At 58.0% G+C, this 26,282-nt stretch carries 18 protein-coding genes; 9 read left to right on the forward strand and 9 right to left on the reverse strand.

Translation table 11 applies throughout. The features are described 5' to 3' along the window. Window positions 1-79 precede the first annotated feature (79 nt). The 6 genes from P6U23_RS27170 (at window position 80) to P6U23_RS27195 (ending at window position 8,774) form a co-directional block, all read left to right on the forward strand. Window positions 80-1,378, forward strand: a complete 1,299-nt coding sequence (locus P6U23_RS27170) for a hypothetical protein (protein ID WP_407175546.1) — start codon at window positions 80-82, stop codon at window positions 1,376-1,378. 499 nt (window positions 1,379-1,877) lie between these two features. Beyond that, on the forward strand, window positions 1,878-3,707 hold the full coding sequence (locus P6U23_RS27175; protein ID WP_407175547.1) for a trehalose-6-phosphate synthase: 1,830 nt from the start codon (window positions 1,878-1,880) through the stop codon (window positions 3,705-3,707). Between the two features lie 961 nt (window positions 3,708-4,668). Continuing rightward, window positions 4,669-4,803 (forward strand): hypothetical protein, encoded by a 135-nt coding sequence (locus P6U23_RS27180; RefSeq protein ID WP_407175548.1) that lies wholly within the window; start codon window positions 4,669-4,671, stop codon window positions 4,801-4,803. 146 nt (window positions 4,804-4,949) lie between these two features. Further along, window positions 4,950-5,435 carry a lasso peptide biosynthesis B2 protein gene (locus P6U23_RS27185; protein WP_407181595.1) on the forward strand — a complete coding sequence of 162 codons (486 nt, stop codon included), beginning with the start codon at window positions 4,950-4,952 and terminating at the stop codon, window positions 5,433-5,435. After that, window positions 5,432-7,090 (forward strand): asparagine synthase-related protein, encoded by a 1,659-nt coding sequence (locus P6U23_RS27190; protein ID WP_407175549.1) that lies wholly within the window; start codon window positions 5,432-5,434, stop codon window positions 7,088-7,090. The genes P6U23_RS27185 and P6U23_RS27190 overlap by 4 nt, the downstream gene beginning before the upstream one ends. Beyond that, complete coding sequence (locus tag P6U23_RS27195; RefSeq protein ID WP_407175550.1) at window positions 7,077-8,774, forward strand: ATP-binding cassette domain-containing protein; 1,698 nt, start codon at window positions 7,077-7,079, stop codon at window positions 8,772-8,774. Before P6U23_RS27190 ends, P6U23_RS27195 begins: the two co-directional genes overlap by 14 nt. Here the strand turns inward: P6U23_RS27195 and P6U23_RS27200 are convergent. Both P6U23_RS27200 and P6U23_RS27205 read right to left on the reverse strand, forming a co-directional pair. Then, entirely contained in the window at window positions 8,683-9,378 is a 696-nt protein-coding gene (locus P6U23_RS27200) for a GntR family transcriptional regulator (protein ID WP_407175551.1), read from the reverse strand. The genes P6U23_RS27195 and P6U23_RS27200 overlap by 92 nt on opposite strands. Window positions 9,379-10,477: 1,099 nt before the next feature. Continuing rightward, the gene (locus tag P6U23_RS27205; protein ID WP_407175552.1) at window positions 10,478-10,792 is read right to left on the reverse strand and encodes a hypothetical protein; all 315 of its coding nucleotides are present in this window, start codon (window positions 10,790-10,792) and stop codon (window positions 10,478-10,480) included. Between the two features lie 1,273 nt (window positions 10,793-12,065). On the opposite strand from P6U23_RS27205, the gene P6U23_RS27210 reads away from it, so the two are divergent. Beyond that, entirely contained in the window at window positions 12,066-12,656 is a 591-nt protein-coding gene (locus tag P6U23_RS27210; RefSeq protein WP_407175553.1) for a hypothetical protein, read from the forward strand. Between the two features lie 2,125 nt (window positions 12,657-14,781). Here the strand turns inward: P6U23_RS27210 and P6U23_RS27215 are convergent. The 4 genes from P6U23_RS27215 to nifH all read right to left on the reverse strand — a co-directional run bounded on the left by P6U23_RS27215 (window position 14,782) and on the right by nifH (window position 19,375). Then, the gene (locus P6U23_RS27215) at window positions 14,782-15,342 is read right to left on the reverse strand and encodes a hypothetical protein (protein WP_407175554.1); all 561 of its coding nucleotides are present in this window, start codon (window positions 15,340-15,342) and stop codon (window positions 14,782-14,784) included. Between the two features lie 600 nt (window positions 15,343-15,942). Then, window positions 15,943-16,626: a 2OG-Fe(II) oxygenase gene (locus tag P6U23_RS27220; protein WP_407175555.1), complete on the reverse strand. Its 684-nt coding sequence runs from the start codon at window positions 16,624-16,626 to the stop codon at window positions 15,943-15,945. Window positions 16,627-16,638: 12 nt separating this feature from the next. Next, on the reverse strand, window positions 16,639-17,826 hold the full coding sequence (locus P6U23_RS27225) for a GFA family protein (protein ID WP_407175556.1): 1,188 nt from the start codon (window positions 17,824-17,826) through the stop codon (window positions 16,639-16,641). A gap of 667 nt (window positions 17,827-18,493) precedes the next feature. Further along, window positions 18,494-19,375: a nitrogenase iron protein gene (gene nifH, locus P6U23_RS27230; protein WP_407175557.1), complete on the reverse strand. Its 882-nt coding sequence runs from the start codon at window positions 19,373-19,375 to the stop codon at window positions 18,494-18,496. A 611-nt stretch (window positions 19,376-19,986) separates the two neighbouring features. On the opposite strand from nifH, the gene P6U23_RS27235 reads away from it, so the two are divergent. Beyond that, window positions 19,987-20,136 (forward strand): hypothetical protein, encoded by a 150-nt coding sequence (locus P6U23_RS27235; protein WP_407175558.1) that lies wholly within the window; start codon window positions 19,987-19,989, stop codon window positions 20,134-20,136. Between the two features lie 286 nt (window positions 20,137-20,422). Next, window positions 20,423-21,787 carry an MFS transporter gene (locus P6U23_RS27240; protein ID WP_407175559.1) on the forward strand — a complete coding sequence of 455 codons (1,365 nt, stop codon included), beginning with the start codon at window positions 20,423-20,425 and terminating at the stop codon, window positions 21,785-21,787. Window positions 21,788-22,753: 966 nt separating this feature from the next. Here the strand turns inward: P6U23_RS27240 and P6U23_RS27245 are convergent. Genes P6U23_RS27245 through P6U23_RS27255 form a run of 3 tightly spaced genes read right to left on the reverse strand, consistent with a single transcriptional unit; the run spans window position 22,754 to window position 26,060 of the window. Continuing rightward, window positions 22,754-24,046 (reverse strand): FAD-dependent oxidoreductase, encoded by a 1,293-nt coding sequence (locus tag P6U23_RS27245; RefSeq protein ID WP_407175560.1) that lies wholly within the window; start codon window positions 24,044-24,046, stop codon window positions 22,754-22,756. A gap of 24 nt (window positions 24,047-24,070) precedes the next feature. Continuing rightward, on the reverse strand, window positions 24,071-25,201 hold the full coding sequence (locus tag P6U23_RS27250) for an electron transfer flavoprotein subunit alpha/FixB family protein (RefSeq protein WP_407181596.1): 1,131 nt from the start codon (window positions 25,199-25,201) through the stop codon (window positions 24,071-24,073). A 16-nt stretch (window positions 25,202-25,217) separates the two neighbouring features. Further along, complete coding sequence (locus P6U23_RS27255; protein ID WP_407175561.1) at window positions 25,218-26,060, reverse strand: electron transfer flavoprotein subunit beta/FixA family protein; 843 nt, start codon at window positions 26,058-26,060, stop codon at window positions 25,218-25,220. Window positions 26,061-26,282: the final 222 nt, after the last annotated feature.

Raw genomic sequence — 26,282 nt, forward strand, 5'->3', positions numbered from 1 at the left:
CACACCGCGATTTTGGGATGGTGCTCACGTCGTTTGCGCTTGGAGAGCTCGGAGCCGGTTAATGCCGCGGATCTTGATCATGAATGCCGGCACTCCTCAGATGTCCGGTAGCGATCTGACCTCAGTGCAAGTTTCACTGGCGGCCAAGTCGGCTTGCCGCTCCGCTTGGTTTGCACGACAGGGAGACGTGATAGTCTCTCCTGTCCCAATCCCGATGGACCTGCTCCACTATATCGGCGCGACGCTCAAATTCGATCCGTCGAGCGTTTTGGTCCTTGTGCCAGAAAGCGCCAGGACAAGCACAGTCCTTAGCGATTTCATCATTGAAGCCGATTCAATCGTAGAGCAAATGAGCCGCCACATTGCTCAGAAGACGAATTGGTCACTTTGTCCGTGTTATCTTACCGAGGGGGCCGCGCGGCTTGCGAGGATACTTGGCGTAACCCTGGCAGGATCCGATTTCGCTCTCCAGCGGGGTCCTGATTTATTGAACCGCAAGAGCCATTTCCGCCAATTGGCGACAAGCGCTGCACTTCCAATGCCAAGTGGATGCGTGGCAACAACATCCGGCGAGCTATTCAGAGCAGTTAGCTCTCTTAGAGTTGAGACCGGCTCTGTGATCGTAAAGCTCGACAACGGCGCCGGAGGAGTTGGAAATGTTGTAATAACCGGGATGGAAACCGGCCCCGTGCCTGGGGCGAGAGAAACCCGGCAAATCGATTGGTCGTCCTTTGATCCTGAGGCACTCTGGCCCGAAATGACGACTCCGTCGTGCAGAACGGTCGTCGTCGAGGCGTATCACCCGGCCAGTTCGATGTTCTATCTGGAATTCGAAATCGAAGAGAACGGTTCAATCGCATACATCAACAGTGGAAACATACGTCTGCGTCGAAGCGAGGATCGATCGGAACGGGCCCTCGTCTGGACGGGACTCGAGCTTCCGGCCGACCTCACGATCAATGACTACTCTAGCGCCTACGGGCATGCTTACCGCTTTGTCGAGCTTGCATGCGCGTTGGGTTACCGAGGATTGATCAATATCGATGCGATCTTCACGCCCGACGGGCAGCTGTTGTTTAATGAGGCGAATGGCCGCTGGGGCGGTGGATCTGTGTTGCACAGCATTGCAGTCCGCCTACTCGGGCCGCACTACGCCCATTCCCACGTGATTTCATCTGTACGGGATGTCCGCTTAAGCCCGCTCCCATCAGCACTCGACGGTTTGGCCAACGAACGTTTGTTATTCAATAATCCACACGATGGAGGGGTGATCCCTCTTTCTGTCGATCAGGACGCCGGCACGGTCGAGTGCGCTACAATTGCGCGAGACAGGATCGCGAGCCGCAACTTCGAAAAGCAATTGTTGCGGATGCTGTGACTGAATCGCTCTTAGGCCGTGACTAGCCGTGCGGCATCGAAATCGAAGATTTCCGCCACTCCCGGTCCACTCGCCTGCAGAGTGAATACCCCGAGCGCCTCCTCCGCCGGCCCGCGTCATCCCCTCCTCCTGGAACGTTGGGCGATATGAGTCGGATTGGACGAAATTATCGGGACTGGCCGACCATCGTCGGACATCGATAAGATGGTTCAAAGCCGGTTGTGAAGTAGGGCGATGTGAGTAGGCAGGCAGTGTTGGAAAGAGGGGCTCCGTGGGTCCTTAAGTGACGACCCGCAAGACCCATCGACGCGGCGCATTCCAAAACGCGCGGGCTTTGTCGAGAGCTCACGCCGCTTGGTTGGATCGCCAACAGCGTGCAGATCGGGCCGTCAGTTTGTCGAAAGCTAGATCTGCTAGCGTGCGCAATGGAGACACTCGCCGGCATCTGTTGCGATCCGCGAGCCCGCATCGATGGGGGATATAGCAGCGGAGATGTAGGATGGATGAACTCAATAGGATTATGCAATCAGCAGCTTCCGCTGTGGCGGGAACATCACAGAGCGATGAACAACAGCAGCTCCTGCAGCAGGCTGCCTTCGAGCAGCACCTGAGCGGGGCACCAGCGGGGACTGCGGAGCAAGTTGGTGCAGGTCCGTCGGCTACTGTCCAGGAACTTCCTGATACGGCAGCCCAGCAACCGGATACGAAATTTGTCATCATTTCGAACCGCCTTCCGGAATTAAGCCCCGATCAACCAAAAACGGGCGGACTTGCCGCCGCTCTTGAGCCTGTCGTGAGGCGTTCCGGCGCCGTCTGGATGGGATCCTCCGGCAGGCTGGGTGATGGCGACCATCAACCGGCGTTGCTCAAGCAGCTCGGCCAAGGCCAGGTGGCGAGCTTCGATCTGCCGGCGGCGCACTATCCAGGCTATTACGACTATTCCAACGAGATCCTGTGGCCCTCGCTGCACTCGCTCTCCGATTGGATCTCGGGATCCGAAGAGAGTTTTGAGAGCTATCGCGAGGTAAACGACTTCCTGGCGCACGCGGCTTTCAACTTCCGAGATCGTGATGCGTTTGGGGTACAGGACTATCATTTGCTGCCGCTCGCCACTGGTCTGCGCCAGCTCGGCGTCGACGAGCCGATCGGTTTGTTCGTCCATGTCCCGTGGCCAAAGCCTGACGTGTTCGAGCAAATACCACATCATCGTGAGCTCATGACGTCGATGTTGGCAAACAATCTGCTCGGCTTTCAGACTGATGAGGACCGCAATAATTTCCTAGACTGTGCCCGTTCTCGTCCGAACACGGAGATCAGGGACGGTGTTGTGATCTCGGAGCAAGGCCAGACGCTGTGCAAGACGTTTCCGATTGGTATCGATCCCAGGCAGTTTGCAGATTTTGCAGCGGACTCGCTTGAGGCCCAGAAAGACTACATCTCATCCTTGCAGGAGAAGCTGAATGGCGCCACACTTGCGATCGGCGTCGACCGGCTCGATTATACCAAGGGCATCGACAAGCGGATTGAAGCCTTTGGTAGGGTGCTAGAAGAGAAGCCGCGCAGCGTGGCGCTCTTGCAGATAGCGACCCCCTCGCGCAGTAGCATTCCCGCCTACCAAGAGTACATGAGGCACGTCGGCAGCCTGGTTAACCAGATCAACGACAGCTATGGCACGGACGATTGGAAGCCGATCTTCTACGAGAACAATCCTTTCAGCCAGGCTCAACTCGCGGGACTCTATCGCGCAGCGAAGGTTGGGGTAGTGACGCCGTTGCGTGACGGCATGAATCTGGTCGCGAAGGAATATGTTGCCGCGCAAGATCCGAATGACCCAGGCGTTCTGGTCTTGTCCAAGTTTGCCGGTGCGGCGAAAGAGTTCGGTGAACACGCGCTGCTCGTAGATCCGAACCGTCCTGAGGAGATCGCGACCGCAATTTCAACGGCGGCCGATATGCCGCGCGAAGAGCGCATCAGGCGCTGGCGGCCTATGATGGATAAGCTTGAAGCTTATACGATCCACGATTGGGCGGCGGACTTCCTTCGGACACTGGACAACACCCGTTTGAGGGTACCTGCGAATCACTTCCCACATGTGGGCCTCGGCTGGATGAACACGGCTAAAATGCCTCTTTTCGCAAACTATGCCGAGGCCGCGGCCGCCTACGCCGATATGGATGACGCGGATCCCGAGGCGAACGAAGCTGCTTATGGCAAGTTGAAAGCAGGCTTTGATGCGCTAGCGCGCTCGCTGGAGCATAAACAGGATCGACTTTGGGTCCGGCCGCCTGCCACCGAGCCAGAAAACGGCGCAAGCGCCCCCTACCACTGAGCTCAAAGTAGCAGCCGTTCGCCGAAGCCGAACCACGCCTAAAGGCCGAGGAAAGATGAACTTGTGTACGTCAGGGTCAGCAAATTCGATCGTGAAGTCCGGCTGAGCCTCCCCTCGGAGCCGGCGCTCGCCTGCCCCGATAAACGCGAGCGCCTGCCGGACTCAAGAAACCGACTGCCGAGCCACCGGCTTAATTCTACCTTTCTCCAAGCTGCGTCAGGTTTTTCAGAAAGCTGACGCGACTAGCGAGAAAGGAGAGAACGAAACGATCTAACGATATTACCCGACTTTGGTCCGGATCTAGCTAGCGACAACGCCACGGTGCAACAGCCGCAACAGCGGCAAGCGGAATTTGAGCAGCACTTGGGAGACGTGGGACAAGTTGAACAGACTCCGCGACTATCGCACGGGACCATCATCGTCAAACAAAACGGGCTACTCGGCAAATAGGTCGGGCGATCGGGACGGAATACCCCATCTCTTGCGTGATCCTTTCGCTTGATCTGTCCGTCCTTGCTCAGTCCAGACTCTAACTCGATCTGGAGGCAACACGCAGTGGCAGGTCCAGCGTGATGCTCTGGTCCTTTTGGACCAGAACGAACTTCAACCAGGATTGAGCGCTAGGGTGTAGGACCTGCGGTTAACACGTGCTGGAATTTGCAACAGGTGAGTTTTGGTGAAAACTGACGATTAAACCTTCCGCTCGAAGCAATCCTGGAAGCTCAGGGTACGCATGACCATAGGTGATTGAATCGCCCCTTCATCGTCCCTTCGGCGGCTGGCCGGAAGCGCGACACGCGATCGCCTCGTCGCCCAAATCCCGCATCGTCCGCAATCTACGCAACGTCAAACTATTCTTTGCGTCGTTCGACATCATATAAAAAAAATAAAAGCCCTATTTTACATTACGATGTTAGGTTGCCCGCGCTGGCGAATATGCCGGTCACTCTGGAGAACGTCGATGAATACAACCGCTATCAATGACACAGTTCTGGACCTCGGGGACGCTACCGAGCTCACGGAAGGCCTTGGGGGCACGCACCGCCCCGCGCCGCGGACGGGCGATTACTATTTCGAGGGTGATGATTGCGATTGACGCGGAGTGTCTTGATGGGATGGGGTTCGGCCCATCCCATCATTTGACGGCGGGGTGGCCAAGGGATCGCTGCTGTGAGCAATGTATTTCAAGCGTGGTCTAATGGGCGTTGGATCAATCTCGACCTGCAATCCAATCGCTACGGCATGAGTACCACATCTGCAGCTTGTCCGGACGAGAGTCGACGGTTGATCGAGACGAAGGCAAAGTTGCGCGATTGCCTGAGTTCCCCGCCTGCCTTTATCCCACCCCTTCCTCTAGTATGGCACTACGCCCGCGCCGCTCATGCTGCTCGCACGATCCGCAGCCAGACCATCGTTCGTCAACTGGACTTTCTACGTGCCTCACTTCACGGTAGGGCACCCGTGTCTATGGGAGTCGAAAGAATCCATTACTACGCCAGCGTGTTCCAACATCTACGCAATCTTCGGTTCCGCCGCCCGCCCTGTCTTGAGGATTCCGTTGCGGGGTATCTGTTTTTCTACCCCTACATCGCATCACTTGAGCTCCTCGTGGGTGTGAAGCAGCCACCATTCAGAGCCCACGCCTGGCTGCAATCTGGCGATATAATTTTAAACGACACGAAGCGTGCTGTGGATGAGTACAGCGTCATCTTGAGATTCGAGAAATGAGACTCAACGCCGATGCGCTCTTGGATTCAGCCACCGCGCTTGCCTCGATCGTTGTAGACGGTCAGGTGGAACTCACAGTGCTCAACGATCTTGTTGACGCCGAGATCGGCAAGCCTGCTGAATTGGAACCAACACACTTTAAAGGCAAGTCTCTGCCGGAGATTCTGGCTCTCCTGCAGGAACGGTACGCTGGGGATGTGGCTTTCATTGTTCGCGCGCCAGGTGGCGTCGCGATCGTGCGCCCCCCTTTCTCCGAGATCTCGATCTTCAATCAGGTCAGAAATGATGTGATTGAATGCTGGGCAGGACTGAAGTTGCCAGATGGCGTCGTGGCGCAACGCCAAGCCTTCAACTTAGGCTATTTGACCGGCGTGATGTGCAACGCGTCCTGGTTGACCCCGCAAACAGGGTTGTGTGGGATTTTCGAGCTACTGAGTGGCGCGGCGCTCATCGTCTCAAGGGGGACCTTTCGGCAAGTCGATTTTCTGGCGGACGCCGTGGCCCGCCTCAAGGCGTCGGCGGTCTCTTTCGAGGAAGATACGGCCAACTTTCGCCAATTGATGGAGGCGAGCGTCGCTCACAAAACGCGCCGCTATAACGGTGCTTTCAGCATTGAATGTTCCGGTGGCCTTGATTCGTCGGTGGTGGCGTTGGCTGCGGCCGACCTCCATCGAGATAGGCCCCTCTCCCTTCTGAACAGCTACTCAGAGACGGACGTCAATGGCGACGAGCGTTTCTTTTTTGCGGCGCTAGCCGAGCAGGTGGGCGGCACCCGAACCTATGTCGAAACGAATGCTCGCTCCTCGATGACGGACCTATCGTCAGAATTGCTGGCTCCAACGGCGCGACCTTGTAAGCTAGCGGCCACGACCGCTACGACGTTTCAACTTCACGAGGCGGCGCAGACTGCAGGATCGCGCCTGGTGCTCACAGGAGATGGAGGCGATCAACTATTTCTCAGGATGAGCCGCCTGGCCATCGCCAGAGAACTGCTTGCCGAAACCCGATCGCCACGACAGGCATTGCGCGAGCTCGCCGGCCTTGCGATCCAGACCCGAGCGTCTATTTGGCGTGTCCTTCGCGACGTGATCACCGGGCAGAGCAGCCGGAACTTACGACGGCATATGTTCGGTGATCTTCGATTTCCGCAGCCGCCTCTCGCATCAGTGCTGCCGGATGGCCGTGCAGAGCTCGTACCAGGCGCCAGGTCCTTACGCCACCTACCGACGACGCGACTTTTTCAGTTCTTCGGCATGCGTAATGCGGAGCTCAATCGTATTGCACTACGAGGCATTGCGGTAGAAGAGCGAAAGGCCTTTGTGTTCTGGCCGCTGATCAAGGCCGGTCTCCTCACGGCTCGCCGACATCACCACTTAAATGGAATTGATCGTGCACTTGAGCGCGGGGCATTCCGGGAAGAATTACCGGACGTGATCTATCACAGGGTTGGTAAAGGTGCCGGGCGCGACATGCTAATGCGATACGAATATGGTGCCTTGGTGTCACGTATCGAGCGCAGTGCATTGTATCGGCACGGTCTGATCTCCCGCGATCTCCTCCGCTCTGCTGTCGACAATCTGTCTTACGACTCAGCGTCCGCACTCGTTCGCGTCTGCGCTGTTGCCGATTGGATGGACCTTCATGAACTCGGGTAAGCCGCTCTTGCCCCCGCTCCAATGGGACATCCTCAAGACGAGCCTACAATCTTCCCGCCTTCTTGTCGCGGCCTTCCTGCTCACGACAATTGCGGCGTCCGGCTGCACGGTCGCCGGGCCGCTCTTGTTCTCACGCGCCCTCGCCCGGCTGGCCAGCGCGCCACCGCTCTATACGCTCAGTTTATTGTTGCTGTTTGCTGTCACGGCCGCGCTTGCTCGGTGCTTGCAGGACGTCAAGGGGGCTCTGTCGAACCGGCTGGAACAGGACGTTCGTAATCTCTCCAGCAAGAAGATCATGGCAGCTGTGGTGAGCGCCGAGGGATCGCTGCTTGCTCAAAACAATCCGAGCAAGATTTCGGCGATGATGGAGAGTTGGCAACAGTCTAATAAGATCTACATCCAGCTCTATTTGATGGTGCTGATGGGCGGGGTCGCCGATATTGCGTTCTCGTTCCTTGCCGTCGGCGGAGCAACGAATTGGTCGGTGGCGCTGTTCGTCCTAGCCTACGGCGCCGTCCTCGTACTGATAGCGTTGAAGAGCAATAGGGCCACCAAGGTTTATCAGGCCAGGGCGCAGGCCTCAGCTAACGACGGCTCGAACCTATTAGGAAATGCAATTCAAAACATCATTTCAATTAGGGTCTTCCGCGCTCTAGCATGGATAGCTGAGTTGTATGATCGCCAGACCGACGCCACACGCCGAGCCTGGCTCACGTTCTATGGCATCCGGTTGCGCTATGGCGTTTTGCAAGCGACCCTCTTGTTCGTTCAGTATGCCTCGATCTTGGGACTTTTGTTTTGGCTCTATGGGCCGTCAGGCCAGATAGAGGGTCTCGTCATGGTAAGCATGATCCTAGTTCAATTGAACCGGCCGTTCGAGCTTATTGGCATGTCAATGCGGGACATCATCGTTGCGCGCGGCATGGCCGAGCCGCTGCAGGCGTTGCTTGATGCACATCCCCCACCGGTGCGACCCACTACAGTCGGGCGTACTATGCCGATATCCGGCCCACTCACCGTTTCAATCAGCGTGCTTTCCTTTGGTTATGAGCGAGCCGCCTCGCCGCTGCTCTCTGCGATAACGTGCGAGTTCAAGCCCGGCGTCATCAACTTCATTATCGGACCGTCGGGCGCTGGCAAATCAACTCTTATGCGGCTCTTGCTAAAAATGCATCAAGGCTACAGCGGCCTGGTGCGCATTGGCTCCTTGGACCTGGCCACGATCGATCCGGAAGATTACTTGGCGCACGTGGGTTACGTGCCCCAAGAGCCCATGATGATGAATCTGAGTATCCGCGAAAACGTTCTGCTGGGCCGCCCGTTTTCCGATGCGGACGTGTTCCACGCGCTAGAATGCGTCCATCTGGCTGCTAAGGTGACTTCCTTGCGGGACGGTTTGGACCACCGCGTCGGCGAGCGGGGCCAATTGCTAAGTGGCGGCGAGAGGCAGCGCATTGCGATCGCCCGTGCACTTATCGCAAGGCCTCGATTGTTACTTCTCGACGAAGCCAGTTCCGGGCTGGACGAGCAGACCGAGCAGGGGATCTTCGACGAACTTCGGCAACTCGCATCGGACACGACGATCATAGCCATCACGCACCGCCGGGGCCTGATAAATCCACATGACTACGTGCTAGATTTGTCACAGTCGGCATCCGCGAGAGCCTCGCCTGTGCTCGCATAACCTCCGTGACCCGGCGTCTGAAAAAGCCCTGGATGGCACGGGCTGCGGCCTTGTGCTGCCCTTCGACCACCAACGCGCTAATGCTCTGGCTCTCGGCAAGCAAATCGCTGTAGTACGTACGCGTTCCCATTGCGCGTGAGAGGTAGACATAAACGACGTCCGCGATATGATCCGCGACGTGGCGATGCTGTTTGACCAGCAACGCGCGCCGGTAGCACTCGCCTACTTTCAAGAAGAGTTTGGCGGGATCCTCATTGCTTGCGTAAATTGGCTCGATTTCACCGCAGAAGCTTGCCGCCACTTCATCGATCAGCTTCGCCTTTGTGAAATCGCTGATGCTGTCGAGATACATTTGCGATAGCATTTTGCAGAACAGGATGGCTTGGTGTGGGTCGATCGGCCTGGCGTTAAACCCCTTGTGGTCAATATTTTGCACCACATCGCGCTCAGTCAGCCGTATCAAAGCCTCTCGTACGGGGGAAATGCCGACGCGAAGCTCATCGGCAATTTCGGCAGGCTTCAAGGCCGTGCCGGGTAGCCAATGGCCGAGTAGTAGACGCGCGCGCAAGGCCTGGAATACTGGATGCTCCGCCTCAAAAGCCATGATTACTGGCCCGCTTAACCGTCCTGACTGAGTTGGCCAAGGCCGCCTCACCTTTTCGCACAGCTCTGCTCCACGCTTCTCAGGGATATCATCATGGCGGTGTACCCCACCAGCCATTTCGTCGCCGCGCGGACCGGGCGCATGGCTTCGAGGTGCATTTGCGAGGTCCCGCTGGATTCAAATCGCCGGACCGATCTCGTGCGCTCACGCCCCTTCTTCGGGTTGAGGGGTCGAACATCGCGAGATCGTCGCGCTGAGGATAATCTTCCACTCCCTTCTCAACTGCCTGAGCCTGCATCGAGGTGACGGTCGCATTCCTCGCGTGACTCCCGAGCGAGTTCGCGTCGATGTTGCCGTGCGAATCGTTCTCGACCAGGGACGGGCCGTCGTCCATGACTTCGAAAGGTCGAGCAGCCTCGGGGTCTCGAGGGCGCGCCGTCCAGAGACGGCGAGGCATCTGCAGGCGTTCCGTCAGGGCCATGAAGCTCTGTCCCCGAGCAGACATGGGCAGGTCCACACCGGAATGGGCAACGCAGAACCGGTAGAGGCGATGATGGAGCGGCATTTCTGCAATTGGGAAACTCGCCCATGAATCAGCAGCGCTAGCCACTATTGTCGCTGTCGGCGCCAACACGTTCGTTTCGCTGTTCATCATGATGGCCCATGTTGGGACCGAGCTCGCGGCCAAATTCGGCGGACCTCCTTGTCATGGCCGACGAGCCGAGCGGGATGGAGAGGTTGCGCTCCGCCGTTCCAAGTACCCGGACTGGTTCGCACCATGACGCCGGACTGTAGCAGCCGACGGCTCTACGGCGAGTGCCGCCGCTCAAGACTGCTACTATAGCTGCATGGCTCTTGCACATTGTCATTTTCTTGGAGGCAACCGCTCCCCGGCTATCTAGGTGCAATGCTCTTCGTTCGATGATGTCTGTTGCCAGGTCAACCCGCGACGTCGATCGATCTTGAGGCAGAGTGCGGAAGCGCTCGTCTGACCTAGTGAGCTGGTGAGACGTCGCCAACAGCGCGATCGTTGCGATGTCCAGCTCATCTATTGCTTGACATGGACCGCGATGCAGGTCGAGACGGCAATTTTCGTGACCTATTCGCTATCGCCTAACAACCTGACCAAGGGCCTGGCAAACACCACAACGGGGACAGAATAGGCAATGGAAAGAGCGACAACCATGGAGAGCAGGAACTTCGCGGCCTTCAATACGCGAGCAAGGTCGCGTGCGCCCCAACCGACGAAGCCGTTCACGATGTTTACAAGCATCGTGGTGTACCGGAACAAAATCGTCGCCGCGTACTCGAGCGCCACGGGCATGATGGTTGGAGTTGCCCCGACCGACACGAAGACCGCTCGCAGGTTTGGGAGTAGAGCGACCGTAAACATGATACCGATCGGCGCGATCAATCGCCGTGACTGCCTCGATCGGTTGGCGTTGTACAAACTGATTTTTGTCGGATCGACTTACGCTAGGCATACGCTCCCGCCATTCATCCCCTTCTGCGGTCCTTAAGGTCAGAGTTTGTTGTCCCGGGTCCAACGCAATTGCTCTGCGGCAGTGACGCACGCCGTGTGAACTGAACCCCACCAACTCTCAGCAACAGACGTGCAGCAACAGACGTGCCAGCTTTGCAAACCGATGAGTCGTGCGCTTTGCGCCGGCCGGCGGGCGGTGTTGTGTTTTAGTGTCAGGCTCCGAACATAGGCCGTCTTCAAGCGAACGCGGTCATGTCCTTTAACTGCCAATCGAAGGTGTTGGATAGCGCGATGAGACTGGGCGGGACTCCTAGCCCTTTATGCGGGCAGGTGTACGATTCGGCATGACGATTCGCCTGCCGGGCTTGAAACCGTACGCAACGTCAGGTTCTACGCTGCTAACAAGGCCGGCGGGCGTCAGAATTCGCTGATCGACAGTGAACATCGCGAAATCTCAAATCTTAAAGCTCGCTCCTCAGGACTCGGCTCTGCGCTCGTTGGGAGACCTTGGCAGTCAACATGGTCTATGCTCGGCATGGTTTGCGCCGAATCCATTACGTAGGCCGGTGGCGCGATGAAGCCTCATGCCGGCTCAACCGACGGGCACGGGTCGTCTAACGATCAGGAGTTTGCGGACCTATCCGGCGCGCCAGGTCAGGACTTTCTCTGATCGGCCGGCGGGCGGGGCATGCGCTTCGCATCGTCTCTTGCTGATAAGACCTCAATCATCTCGATGATGCGCTGACGGAGGGCAGGATTTCGGAGCGACCGAAACGCTCTCAAGAGACGAAAAGTCTCGGCAACCTCGTCAGAACGGTTCTTAATTGACAAGGGGCCCTCGCATTTACGGCCAAAGTGATGACAGTCTGATCCTGTTTACAGTAGCTTGCGCCGCTTTGATACACAACATGATGCCGGACGGAAAATTGATGTCGGTGTCTTGGCCAATCGGGTGCGACAATATCGAACATCTCACCGAATGGGCCGCTCCTTTGGGAAAGAGCGCCGTTCGTATGAACGAAATCAATGGCGTTCTGGTTTGTAGGATGTGTGGATTTGCCCACTAGCTCCAAGCCGCGTCAGGTTTCAGAAAGCTAACGCGACCAGCGAGAAAGGAGCGAACGAGCCCACCGGACAGGAACATGGATCGATCTAACAATAATATACCCGACTTGGACCGGATCGAGCTGCCGACAACGCCACCGTGCAACAGCCGCAACAGCAGCAAGCGGAATTTGAGCAGCACTTGGGAGACGCGCGACAGGTTGGCCCCATATATCCCCGCAGGCACCTTTATGATGTCACGAAGGAAGACGATTACCTCATCCAAGCAGCCTCCGGCGCTGCCCTCGAGCAAGGGCCACCGCCCAGTGCTACCACCGTCGAAACTTATGATCGTCGACTTCGCAAATTGGCTGAGGCGCTGAAGCAGTATGGACAATCAATTGCTGGGCTCGACGAGGATACTTTGCTGGACTGCGCCAAGACGCTGCTGCCAAAGACAAAATCATCGCCGCAGCCTTGTTTGATCAGCCGGTACCGCGCGCCTGGTGTCCCCGCTCGGCCGAGCACAACACATTACCGTCCTTCCAAGGAAGACGATCGCCTTATCAGGGAGGCTGCCGAGGCAGGCTTTGGTCGGGCGATCGACGTCAAAACCGTCGGAAATTATTGTAGCGGCCTTCGGAAGTTAGCGGCAGCACTTCGCCCTTTGTCACTTGCTAAGCTCAGTCACGATACGCTGCTCGGCCATGCCGACACCCTGTTTCCGAACGATAAGAAAGTTCCGCGTTGAACAGGCTGCGGGACTATCGCGCAATCGTCGGCCAGGACAATTCGGGCGGAGAAGGTGCCAGCTCGCGCCTGCCAACACAGCCGGCCGCGCGTTCGTCCATGCAAGTTTTCGATCATGAGCAGCCTTTTGGGAACGCCGCGGATCGGGGCGGCCCATTGCCGGCTGAGGCTTTCGATGCTCTGCAGGTTTGGCAAGGAATGGGTTTAGCCCCCCATTCTCCCGTGCAAAGTGTCGCCCAGGATGTGCTCTTCGACGCTGCGGAGCGGAGCGGCGAGCATCCGGCTGCGGCCTCGATCCACCGGTGCTTTGGCTGACGATGAGTTCAGCCGCCCAGTTGCCATGCAAAGTGTCGTCCAAGAAGCGCGCTGCTCGATGCCGCGGATCGACAGGGCCCGCTGCCAGCCACCACCTTCGATGCACCGGCGCTTTGGCAGCGGGTCAGTTCAGCCGTCCACTCGCCCATGCAAAGTGTCGCCCAGGACGAGCTTTTCGATGCCGCGGATCGGGACGGCTCTGTGCCTGCTGACAGTTTCGACGTGCCGGAGTCTTGGTCGGCAATGGGACCAGCCGCCCGCCCGCCCCTACGAAGTGCCGCCCAGCACAAGCCATTCGATGCCGCGGATCGGGGCGGCTGGACGGCTGATAGCTGATTCGAAGCGCCGGAGTTTTGGCAGGAAATGGGTTTGGCCGCTCACTGGCCCGCGCCAAGCGTCAAGCAGGAGAGGCTTTTCGATCTCGCAGCGGGGCAGTCCAACTCGCAGCTGCGCTATCCCAACTCGCCAGAATTTCTTGGACGAACGTTTGAGCAAGCCGGGCCGGCATCGGCCAGGGCTGCGGAGACGCCTCCCGCGAGCGGCGAGGCGTTCGATGCTTCGCTGGCCGTTCCCAACGACTTTTCCCACGGCACTCAACTCGCTCCGGACACAATGCTCTCCAAGTTGGGCTGGGGGCTCTTGCCAGATGCAGCGCAGCGAGCGAAGGACTATGACATTCGCGGTGAACGCTACACAGCCATGCTGGGGGCGGGAGGGCCCAACGATGTTCAGCTCATCCACCACCCTCGCCTTCGGCCGATGGGTGAAGCTGCGCCAGCGACACCGCGGCGCGCTCCGACTGATATCTACGGCGCTCTTGAATCGCTGGTTGATCTCGGTTCACCCGCACCCTTCGAATTGCGTGACGATGCTCATTCTGCGCCACTCCCGGAGGGTCGACCGCCATCTGCGAGGCTGCACCGGCTCATCACCGGATCCCGCAGCTAGCCGACATGGGAACGTTCGTTGGCCCCGACTGGCGCCACGGCCCCCGAGAGGCCTCGCCCGCCATCATCGACATCCTCCAAAACCTAGGCCTAAATGCCGCGCCGGGATGCGCCAATGACATGTTTCTTGATCAACGGTCAGCCCTACACGGCCGAAGAGCTGCCCGGAGGCCGCGTTCTTCTCTTCCATCGCCAGACCTTAGCTGAACGGGGGGCCAGCCGGCTTGCCTGCTGGCCCCCGGGGAACGTGGAGCGTCTCGGACTTCCTGACGGTCGAGGAAAAAGCGTCGGGCGAGAGTTAGGCGGCGGGCAAACGCCGCGGTGGCAGGTCCGGCATGATCTTGAGCCAGCATGCCCAGTGCGCCGCATTGAGTAACGCGCCCACTCCAGGCGCGGGAAGCGGCACCGAGACCCAGCCGTACGACAACGAAATCGAAGGTCGCATCGCCCCCCTCAAGAGTTTCCGGTCCACTCGCTCGCAAAGTGAAAACGCCGAGCGCCCTTCCCCGCCCGGCGTCATCGCGAATGTTGGGCGATATGAGTCGGATTGGACCAGATTATCAGGACTGTGCCGAGTGTCGCGACGGCAATCTCAACGCCGGCCAATATGCCGCGCGAACAGCCCATCAGACCTCGCCGGCCTAGATTGATAGCTTGAAGCTTACAAACTCGATCATGAATTCGGCTGAGCCATCTCCTTGGTGGCACCGTCGCTCGCTTGCTCGGGGCGCAGCACTAGCGAGCGACGGCGCGCGTACAGGAGTCGTCTCACGAGCTCTGGGCGGCTTTTGACCAGCCATCCACTAGCCTCAACTGAGGCTCATTCCCCTGAATGGGGCTGGCCAGTCCGGCCGCCACGACACGTTAGGCTGTGCGCTCCATATCGCCAATCAGGATGACGTCGTCTGGAATTGGAGATCCATTATAAATATGTTTCCGCATTTCAAAGTTCTTCTCTTCTTCCCCTTCTCCGGTAAATCGAAATCCCTTCTTGTAGAAAAATTCTGAAGCTCCTTCGTCTTGAGAAATGAGGGATAGACTGGAAAGACCCGCTGACTCTCTAATACGATCGGCAAGATCGATCATAGCTGTCCCGACACCTTTGTACCGAGACCGGCCGCAATTCTCTACGGTAAGAATTCGCAAAGTGTCGCCCCTCGGCGCCACGCTCATACTTCCCACCTTATTGCGTTGACTGGCATCAGAAAACAAAGAAACACATTGGACATTGCCGTTGTTATTGACTGCTCTGTACAACCTGACTTGCTCACCCCGCCTCTTATCAACAGCGAGCGAGACTGGTCCTTCAGCTGCTAGAGCGGCCGTAAACGCGTTTGAATCCGTACCAGCAGCGCCGGCCAGCGCATCGCGCTGCTGGGCCAGACTCTGCTCGTCGGAGGGCACGTAGGAGTAATTGATTCTCATGGTGAGGGCTTGTTATTCGGACAAGCTGTCGGAAAGCTGACAACATCCCACGGGCCTTCCGGAGCGCACAGGGGCTCATATCAGACACAGCTTTTGTCGAAGCGACGCAGCATTAAGCCGCTAAACGATTGGCGTTCTGACGAGCATCAGGCCCGATCTCGTCCGGCAGTGCTGCTCGTAAGATACATCTTTGACCCTGTAATGCACTTCACGATGACCCGACTCGAGACGAACGCCTCGATCAAACGGAAGCGGCCGTCCGGTGTCCAACCATCCGCCCTTGCATTTACATTCGGCGCCCGTGATCAGATCGCACTCTGAAAAGACACGTTCGAACGCTGGAGCACTCGCGGTCACCAGATTAGATTGGCGCTGCCGTCACCAGCCCGTCCCCGTCGATGCCCTTCAGCGAGGCCCGTGATCTGGACAGGGCCTACTGCCATGACCGGTTGCTGGAGGCGCGCTCACGCGAGCTACCCAATAGCGTAGATTGCATCTCACCCTGTTGCCCGCCGACCGACTAGTGCGCCCTACCCTCAAACCAAAGAACGGATGCAAGCCGGCCCATGATCTGGTGATGTGATCCGTTAGGCAACTGGCTCAAGCTTCAACGTTTGGCTTTTCCATCCTTCTGCGGTTTGCGCCGACGTGCCCTGAATGAAAGTAGACGAGTGTTCGGCGCTCTCCGCTCCGCACCGGCCTTACCTCGTGAGCGTACTTACAGCTAGTGATAACGACGCTGCCAAAGCTCGGCCGAAATACCTGCGTTTCACCCGCCCGAGGATACACGACGAACTCTCCGCCTTCAAAATCTCTCGCAAGTTGAACGATGACCGAATACTCGAAGTCAGGATCGCTCGCAGCATCTAAATGAATACCAATGAACGAGCCCGGAACCATTCGATGCATTTGACATCGTCGAATGACGTACTGCGAAGACGCTCCAAAGATCTTCTTAAGCGCAGCCGGCCTGGCTGCGCCTTCAAGGAGCTCGATGATCTGCGCTGACGCTACCCCATTCACGTTAGTGGGATGGCAGCCGGGATAATTTGCTCGAATTCGTTTCACGAAGACGCTGTGGGAATCGTTGGCATCCCCCTTTCGGACCTCTTCTTCAGGAATGTCGCCTTGCAAATGATCGATCCTGGCTAGCTCGTCCTGGGTAAAGAGCGTCCCAGGGGCAACCACGACCGTGCCCGTATCCCGCAATTCCGCCTGGTATCCCAAAAGTGCGTCTTTCGAAAGCACATCATGTTCATGACTCATCTTGAAGACCTTTCGCATTCATCTTCGACTTCAGGCGGGCCAATCCGCTCCGATTGAGGCGATCGCCTGCTCCCAATTCTCACCGTCGAAGTCATCTATTTTTACGGCTTCGATCGTCCTTCTATCCAGGCACTGAACGTTCACGCTAAAGCCCGATGGATTTGAGCGGGGCCGATAAAACGGTTTTACGCCGCACACCCGACAAAACGTGTGACGGGCGATGTTTTTGTTGAACCGATAAGTTGTCAGAAAGTGTTCGCCGCATTCGATTCTGAGTTTGTCCTCGGGAACGAGCAAGTGCAGGAATCCCGACATTCGGCAGATCGAACAATTGCACCTTACTGCGTGAATTTCGGCCGGCGCCCGGACGTAAAACCTGACGGAGCCGCAGTGACAGCGACCACTATGTTCAAGCTCCTCCCGACCACCTGCATCGAGCGAACCAAGTCGGACCAGACTTTGACACCACTCCCGGTTTACCAGGTACGCGCGGCCGAACTCATCCAAGAACCGCGCCACACCATCGGCAGGCACCACTTTGCTGATCAACCGGCTCGTCATCTCCCCATGATATTTCTCGGCCGGATCCTGGCCGCCGACATGGACACGGAAGTACTGAAGATCGTCTGCCCGAACATTGAAGGCCTTCACCAGGGTCGCCCACAATTGCTGGATCATTTCGTCGGCATGCAGTTCAAAGGCAACCATGTAGGCGCAACGCACCAAAGGATCTTTCGACGACAGGCCGTCGTATAGGATCCTCAGGTAGCGGCGCGTCGTGGTGCCATAGTTAGGATGAATGTCTCGGCCAAGTAGCCGCGAGGCGTCCTTTCTCAACAGCCTTGAGTGAAAGTGCTCCGTGTTTAAAATATTGGGCAGCGCGGCGTTCCCGCCCCGCAGAACCAGACTGTGGCCGCCCGTCTCGTCCCAGCATATGAAATTTGCCACCGCGCTGGTTAGCTCGACGTGCCTCGGAACGTCTCGATTCCGAGATATAGCATCGAACACGAGATCCTTTTGCGATCCCGCTTGCAGGTGCGGAAACGCTTGTGACATCGCGAAGTATTCAGGTAACAGACGGGCAAGCTGATCCTTTGACAGCTCAGCAGTGAACGGATGAGGCCCGAAGAGAACGCGCGCATGGACAGCCAACTCCTGGGCAACTGTTTTTCTTGAAGGCTGATGTCGTTTAACGACAGAAGCATCCGGCAGTGGCATTCGAACTCCGGCTCCGCAGAGCAATCCAGTGCTGTGTGCGAATATGAAACAAGCCAGCTTGGTAGCGCTCTATCTTCTAATGTCTTGACCGTGGGTCGACCGATACCGATCTATAACCATGGCCGCCTCGTCTTATTAGCGCCAACAGTTGGTGCTAGCGACATCGATACCTTGTCGATTTGGTCAGTTTGGATGCGTCCGCTCGGTACTGCATAACTGAACGAACTGATCTGCAATTCTCGTCATGACGTGGTCGCAGCGCAAATGCTGCCGCCGAGACATTTACGACGGTCGGAACCGGGCTCGGCAACCCTCTCCCTCTTCGCCCTCAAATCTCCATTCTGGCTGGCATGAACGGATAGCAGCACCCCAGTTATGGGCAGACTTAGCTCCGTTAAGGCGCTCGGTTCGCATCGGCTCCGAGCAGCGCTCAGCGCCGGACCGGCAAGGATAAGCACAGCAGGCAGGTGCGCATTGTAATTGTACCGGCACGTACGGGCGAGGGTCAGATTAGGAACCCTCGCCTCGCCCGCTCTGGAGCCTCTAACGGAGCTGTTGGGCTCTGAACCTGAGTTCCTGAGGTCCGCTGCGTCATTTATGCGCCACCGCCGCGGGGAAAGCGGCCTGCCTGTGGCATTGGCAGGCCACCCTCCGCGCGTTCGTGCGATCAGGCAGCGAGTTCGGCAGCCGTCTTGCCGATGATGGACTCGTCGACCGCCTTCATGATGCCGTGCTCCATCAGCATGTCTTCGAGCTCGTCCATGGAGATGGGGGTCGGGATGACGCCCTTGCCGCCATTGTTGTGGACCTTGGTCGCGAGATTGCGATAGTGGTCGGCTTGCTTGGAATCTGGCGCGTATTCCAATACGGTCATCCGACGCAGCTCCGCATGCTGCACAACGTTGTCGCGCGGGACAAAATAGATCAATTGTGTCCCGAGCTTCTTGGCCAGCGCCTCCGCCAGCTCCAGCTCCTTATCGGTCTGCCGCTCATTGCAGACGAGGCCCCCGAGCCGTACGCCGCCCGAGTTGGCGTATTTCAGAATGCCCTTGGAGATGTTGTTGGCCGCATACATCGCCATCATCTCGCCGGACATCACGATGTAGATCTCCTGGGCCTTGTTCTCGCGGATGGGCATTGCGAAGCCGCCGCAGACCACGTCACCGAGCACGTCATAGGAGACGTAGTCGATGTCCTCGTAGGCGCCGTTTTCTTCCAGGAAGTTGATCGAGGTGATGACGCCACGACCGGCGCAGCCAACGCCCGGCTCCGGGCCACCCGACTCCACGCAGCGGATGTCCTTGTAGCCGATCTTCATCACATCCTCGAGCTCGAGGTCCTCGACGCTGCCGGCATTCGCCGCGAGGCTCAAAATCGTGTCCTGCGCCTTGGCGTGCAGAATCAGGCGGGTCGAGTCCGCCTTGGGATCGCAGCCGACGATCAGGATCTTTTGTCCCATCTCGGCCAGCGCCGCCAGCGTGTTTTGCGAGGTAGTCGACTTGCCGATACCGCCCTTCCCGTAGAATGCGATCTGCCGCAGTGAAGCCATGTTGCTCTCCATCAACCGATTTGCCAAAGATTGCGCGCTCCTCGCGCGCGAGCTTGTTTCCGTGGGCACACCGGTTGAAGGAAAGCAGAACGTCGCTCCCCTTGCGGGTCTGCGTGCGCTTAGCCCTCACTCAGTGTTGCTGCAGCACAATAGCAATGGCCGTGCCAGCGCTTTGCGCGGAGCTCTAAGCCACTGATTTCGCCTGACAACTATTCGCGCGATGACTGATTACGCCAAGTGTTTTGAACCTGACCGGATTGTGGCGGCTGTCAGAAAGGCGACAGCAACCTGACGCGCGGAACGAAATTGTTAGGCGAAAAGAAATGCCGAGTTGCGAAACTGACGGCCGTCGTTGTCGGCAAGGATGTCTGCTGCGAGAGGACTCTAACGAAACCGCTTCTTGTATTGGATTGGAAACGCACGCCGCTCGACGAACCTGCCAAAGCGGTATTCGAAAACCACTAACACCATTCTGGGCGGCTTGGCCGCGGTCCCGTCGATATGCAAGCGCTTCGAGCTCAGTTCGATGCTCCATTTTCCTCGTTCTGCCGCAATCAGGGATTGCTCGAACACGAAGTCGAAGCTGTTGAAGGAAGCTGGGGCTAGCCAGCATGTCCATCACGGGCGGACAGGTTTCCGAATCCTGTTTATTCGCTGCAGGCGGCGATGACATGATTGATGAGCATCATCGGCTGCTGGCGGTTCTGCAAGAGCACGGCGCTTTCCAAAGCGCGTGGTCCTTTTCGGCTATCCAAACCTGACCGCCTCGGCGCTTATTCGTTACTTTAACGAACCAAGTGCAATCAATCAGGCCGCCCTCGGGTTCCTCCAGGCTTTGGCATAGAAGCCTCGCGTGCTGGCAGCTGGAGAGCAAAAGAATCCTGAAAATCTGTTGCTTCGAACTTGATCGCCGAAAATATGCCGGAAACCTCAGGCGGTTTCGGATTGGCCGGCGCCCATCATGGCAGATTCGTGGCCGGACTTAAGATTAGGCTGGCGTGAGGTTTTTTCCGCAACCGGCCATTTCAGACGGGGAGAACACTCGCGGTGTCAGAAACGTCCATAGCGCAACCATCAAAGCTCAACTCGCGCCTCGGCGCGATTTTGCGTTCCACGAGCGGCAATTTTCTCGAGCAGTTCGACTTCTTTCTATTCGGCTTTTACGCCAGCGCCATTGGGAAGGCTTTCTTCCCATCTGAGAGCGAAACCGCTTCGCTGCTGAACACATTTGGTGTGTTCTGGTTGGGAGCGTTGATGCGTCCGGTCGGTGCGATCACGCTCGGCGCCTATATCGACAAGATCGGCCGCCGCCAAGGGCTGATCGTAACACTCTCGATTATGGCGGTCGGGACCGTAGTCATCGCGTTCTGTCCGGGTTACGCTACCATCGGGATCGCCGCCCCTCTGATCGTTCTGTTCGGACGTCTGTTGCAGGGCTTTTCCGCCGGCGTGGAAGTCGGAGGCGTCTCGGTCTACCTCTCGGAGATCGCGACCCCGGGCAAGCGCGGTTTTTACACCTCCTTCCAATCCTGCAGCCAGCAGGTCGCGATCTTTGTGGCTGCCATCCTGGGCTATCTGCTGAACGAATTGATGCCGGCTGAGACAGTCGCCGCCTGGGGCTGGCGCGTGCCGTTCTTTTTCGGCTGCCTCATTGTTCCGCTGATCTTCTTCTTGCGGCGAACGCTCGAGGAGACACCGGAATTCCTGGCGATGCAAAAGCATCCCACAGCCCGCGAGGTATTCACCTCGGCACTCGTCAATTGGCGGATCGTCCTTCTTGGCATGATGATCGCGATCCTGACCACCACGACCTTCTATTTTGTGACGGTCTACACGCCGACATTCGGCAAGAATGTCTTGAAGCTGAGCTCTCAGGACGCCCTGCTGGTGACGCTCCTGGTCGCCATGACGAACTTCATATGGAATCCAATCGGCGGAGCAATTTCCGACCGGATCGGCCGCAAGCCGGTCCTACTGACGATTGCTGGGCTTGCATTGGTGACAACCTATCCGGCTCTGTACTGGCTCGTGAGCGCGCCCACATTCGCCAAGATGTTGGGGGTGGAAATGATGTTTTCCTTCTACTTCGGTACGTATAGCGGAGCCATGCTGGGCGCCCTTGTTGAGATCGTGCCAAAGCATGTACGCACAACCTGCTTCTCGCTGGCTTTCTCATTGGCGGCCGCCTTGTTTGGCACCTTTACGCCGTTCGTCTCGACCTGGTTGATCGGTCGGACCGAAGACAAGGCCTCGCCTGCCTTTTGGCTGATGTTCGCAGCTGTGCTCGGTATTATCGGGGCACTCGCGGTCTACCCGCGGACACCCAAGCCGTCGAGAGTTAAGAAGCCGTTCGCGCTTGGTCGGGCTCTACCTCAATCCTCCCGACAAGCCGCCGGTGTTCTGTTTCGATGAAAGAGCCAAGCTGGCCCACGACCGTACCAGCGCGGCCTGCCGATGAAGGAGGGCCGCGCTGGCACCACGAGTACAAGCGCAATGGCACCACGACCGGTTGGCGGCTCTCAAATGCTGAGGGGCAGCATGATCGAGACCTGCATACCCCGCCAGGGGGAGCAACCCGCTCGATCTCGACCTCCACTATCGTCGACACAACTATGCCATCCGTGAGCCGCGGCCGTAAGGCGTTGGCTCAAGGCGCATCCGCGCTTTTATTGACAAAGCACACCGACCTCGGCGTCCTGCAAACATGGTCTAACGCGTCTTCGCTCAAGACCACCTGAAACCGAATTCGCGGGCGGCGCCTTCAAAAGCGCCACCGCACTCAAGAGCGGAATCATCGAATACTGGAGCACAATGCCGATCCAGCCCCCTCGTCTGGAGAAGGGCTGGAGAGCAAATCGAACAAATAGGTCACGTGAAACAAGTCTTAGAGCCACAACATTGGCAGTCGCCTTGTTCTAAGTCCCGATGACAAGTGGCCCACCCCGGCCGTCTTTCGTTTTGGATGGCATGAACTGCGGCGCCGTTCGTCAGCTTCTCGAAAGCTATCTTGCGTAGCATGTGTCGCTGAAGCTAACCGTTCACACGCTCTGTGAACACCGGGCTAGGGTGGACGCGGGCAACGCCGATCCGTTCGAGCCAACCAGGCGGTGAGGCGCACCATGCCGGACTGCAACAAAAGGAGCCGGCAGAGGCCCGCCAAATAGCTTTGAATTCGATTCCCCGTTCCCGTCTCCACTCTGGCTTCGCGACATTAGAGCGGTTCTCGCGCCGATCCGCTCGGGACGTCAACCCCGGTTACGCGCGCCATCGCGCCATTTATCCTCGACGCGTAGAATTCGCCACGATCTGCGATCGCCGCGATACTTGCGACCGGGATCGTAACGCCCAGTCCGCACTGCGGTTCGGATCTGTTTCGGCCTAGCGCAATAGACGCCGCCGGAACGTATCGCGGACGGACCAGCCCCAGCCGCATGAATTCAAAAAGGATGCTGACGTCCGCCTTTCTTGCTGCGGATCAGAAATGCCCCCCAGCTGAGCGAAATTGTCCATGGCCTTTGCTATCAGCTGCGCATGGGTCAGACGAAAATTCTCCGGCCTCGTATGCAACAGCGCCGGGAAAGGCTTTTTTGAATGCGCAACGAAGTGGTTCAGCATTGTCTCATATAGAGAGAGGCAATCCGGCGTGATGGGATCACCGCTTGATTTCACACGGAAGATGGCTTCCGCGGCAATCCTCCCCGAAGCGATCGCAAGGCTCGAGTCTTCATGGCGGACGAAATTGTTGAGTTGGACGGCATCACCGACCAACACCCAGCCCTCGCCGAAGAGTCGTGGTTTGCTGTTGTAGGCCCCTTCAGGGATGAGATGCGCGGAATAATCATTGGGCTCGGATCCCTCGATTAGCGACAGCACGGAAGGGTGACGCTTGAAACGCTCAAGGATCCCGTAAGGCCGTTCACCCCCACGCTGAAGGTCGGAAACGAGACAGGCTATTCCAAGTGAGATAGAGTCCTTGTTCACGTAAATGAAACCCATGCCGCTCATGCCGTGCGAGATCGTGCCGGCGGTTTCGATCATGAGGCCTTCGTCGCGTTTAAGATTCAAACGGGCTTCAATGATCCGCCGCGGTAAAGAGTGTACTTGCTTGACAAGCAGTGCGACCTCGTGCGGTTTGGGACGCGCGCAGAACCCGGCACGCGTGGCGAGCAACTTGTTGACGCCTTCGGCGATGACCACCACATCCGCCTGAATAATGTCGCGCTGCCGGTCGGTGCGCACGCCAATGACACGACCGGCGCGGTTTTGAGCTAACTCGATAACGCTGGTCTGGCACAAAACAGTTGCGCCGGCCTCTCTCACCTTCGCAGAGAACCATCTGTCGAAGCGGGCGCGGAGAATGAGATAGCGATTCGGTCGCTTGCCGTTACAATGGTTGAAACGGTAACGCAGCCCGACATGAGAGCGCTCATCCATCATCCAGAAGCGCTGCTCGACGAGACGACGCTCGAGCGGCGCGTCCGCCCGGAAGTCTGGAATCAGTTCTTGGAGTATTTCCGGATTGAGGATTGCATTCTGGGTGTTCTTTGATCCGGAATATTCGCCGCGCTCGAGCTGCAGCACCTTCATGCCTCGCTTAGCCATGCTCAGCGCAGCGGCATTCCCTGCCATTCCGGCGCCGACCACGATGGCGTCGAACCTATCTCCGATCATGCACCTCTCCGCACCTTTCTCGCGTCACGGGCGTGCCCCGCCCTCCGCAAGACGGGCGCTCGGGAAAGAATGCGCCCCTCGGCGCCGACGAAAAGCGGCTGTGAGCGTCGGCAGTAGGCCAATCGCATCGGCCACGATCCCAATCTGGGCGAAGTCGAAGATCGGCGCGTTCTTGTCCGTGTTGATGGCGACGATCAGATCGGCTCCCTCCACACCGACCCGATGCTGAATCGCGCCGGAAATGCCGGCGGCGATATAGAGCTTCGGCCGAATGGTCCTACCGGTTTGGCCGATCTGACGGTCCGAGCTAACCCATCCCTTCTGCACCAGCGGCCGGGAGCAGCCATAATCCGCCCCGAGCGCGGCGGCGAGATGACAGACCAGTTGAAAGTTTTCCGGCGATCCCAACCCTAAGCCGCCGGCGACGACGAAGTCAGCATAGGCGAGATTGGATTTTTCGGATGCGCGGTCCGGAACAAACGACAGCACCTTGGTGACGATGTCGTCTTCAACAAGGCCCAGTGGATGGACGATGATGCGACCGGGGTCGCGTGAGACGCGTTTTGGCATCGCCATGACGCGAGGACGGATGGTCGCCATCTGCGGACGGTAATTCAAGGTGAAGATCGTACAGAGTAGCGAGCCGCCGAAGGTCGGGCGGGTCGCTGCGAGCGAACCATCAGCATCGACATCGAGCTCGGTGCAGTCGGCGGTCAAACCGGTGAGCAGTGTGGTCGCCACGGAGCCCGCGAGATCGCGGCCCAACGTCGTCGCGCCCAGCAGCAGGATCTCCGGCTTGTACGTGTTGACGAGATCCGTCAGCGCTTTGGTGTAGGATTCGTTGCGATAATCCGCGAGCACAGGATCGGCCACAACATAGACGAGATCTGCGCCATAGCAGAAGGATTCCACTGCGGCGCCGAAGGTCGCCTCGCCTTCTGCACCGACGACGACGGCGGCGAGATCGACCTTGAGCTTATCGGCGAGCTTGCGGCCCTCGCCCAACAGCTCCCAGGAGACCGGATGCACCTTTCCCCGTTCCTGTTCGACGAACACCCAGACGTGTCTGTACGCCTTGAAGTGCTCCGGCAGCTCCTTTTTCGCGGTGGCGCGACCTTGCGCGGGCGTGGCGGACACTTTCGTCACATTGGTCATACGAAAATTCTCCAGATCAGGAATCGCGGGCAGAAGCTGCAAGCTCGGCTTCAAGTTTTGGTTGATGGCTGAAAATTTCATCAATCAATGCTCGTTCCGGCCGCTCAGCGGCTTCCACCAACACCGCCTTCTGCGCCCGCGCAGAAGGTGCGAAGACGCGCTTGACGACGGTTGGCGAGCCTTTAAGACCGCATTTGGAAATGTCCTCGACACCTGCGTTCTGCGCATTCCATTTCTCGATGGGCGACCGTGCGGCCCGCAAGGCATCCCGCATAGCTCCGCGGCGAATCTGGTTGGTTGCCTCCAGCATGGTTATGAGACACGGCAACCTGGTGCGCAGCACTTGGACGCCCCCTTCCGAACGTCGCTCCGCTTCGATTGTGCGTGCGGCGAGGTCCACGGTTTGGATCTTGCTGACATAGGTGAGCTGCATCGCATTAAGCCGCTTCGCGATGCCAGGACCAACCTGTGCGGTGTCGCCATCGATCGTCTGCTTACCCGTGAAAATGAGGTCGGGCGGGCCGTATTCCTTGCCAATTTTGCGGATCGCGGTTGCAAGAGCGTAAGTCGTTGCCAGCGTGTCGGCGCCTGCGAAGCAGCGGTCGGTCAGCAATATGGCTCGATCGGCGCCGAAGGTCAGCGCCTTACGTAAGGAGTCTTCGGCCGAAGGGGGCCCCATTGTAAGGACGGTGGTCTCGCCCCCAAACTTGTCGCGCAGCTCCAGTGCCGCTTCCAGCGCGAAAAGGTCGTATGGGTTTATGATCGTCGGGACCCCCTGACGCATGATCGTGTTGGTCACAGGGTGCACGCGGATCTGCGCGGAGTCGGGGACCTGCTTGATGCAGACGACAGTATGCATGTGGCTTTCCGGGAGTTACGACAGGTTGCGAGCGAGCTGCAAATGCCGTACCATCAAAGATCTTCAGAAATTTCAATAACTTGCCAGAATATCTTGATAGCTCGATGAAGGCAGAACTCCGACATTCGTAGCTAGTCCGACAGCGCCATTCAGGCCGCGTGATAAGCAGTTAACGTGAATCATTAAGGGTGAGCCCCACAGCAAGAGATGATGAAGAAGGCG

The organism is Bradyrhizobium sp. STM 3562, assembly GCF_045571435.1.
Taxonomy (GTDB): Bacteria; Pseudomonadota; Alphaproteobacteria; order Rhizobiales; family Xanthobacteraceae; genus Bradyrhizobium.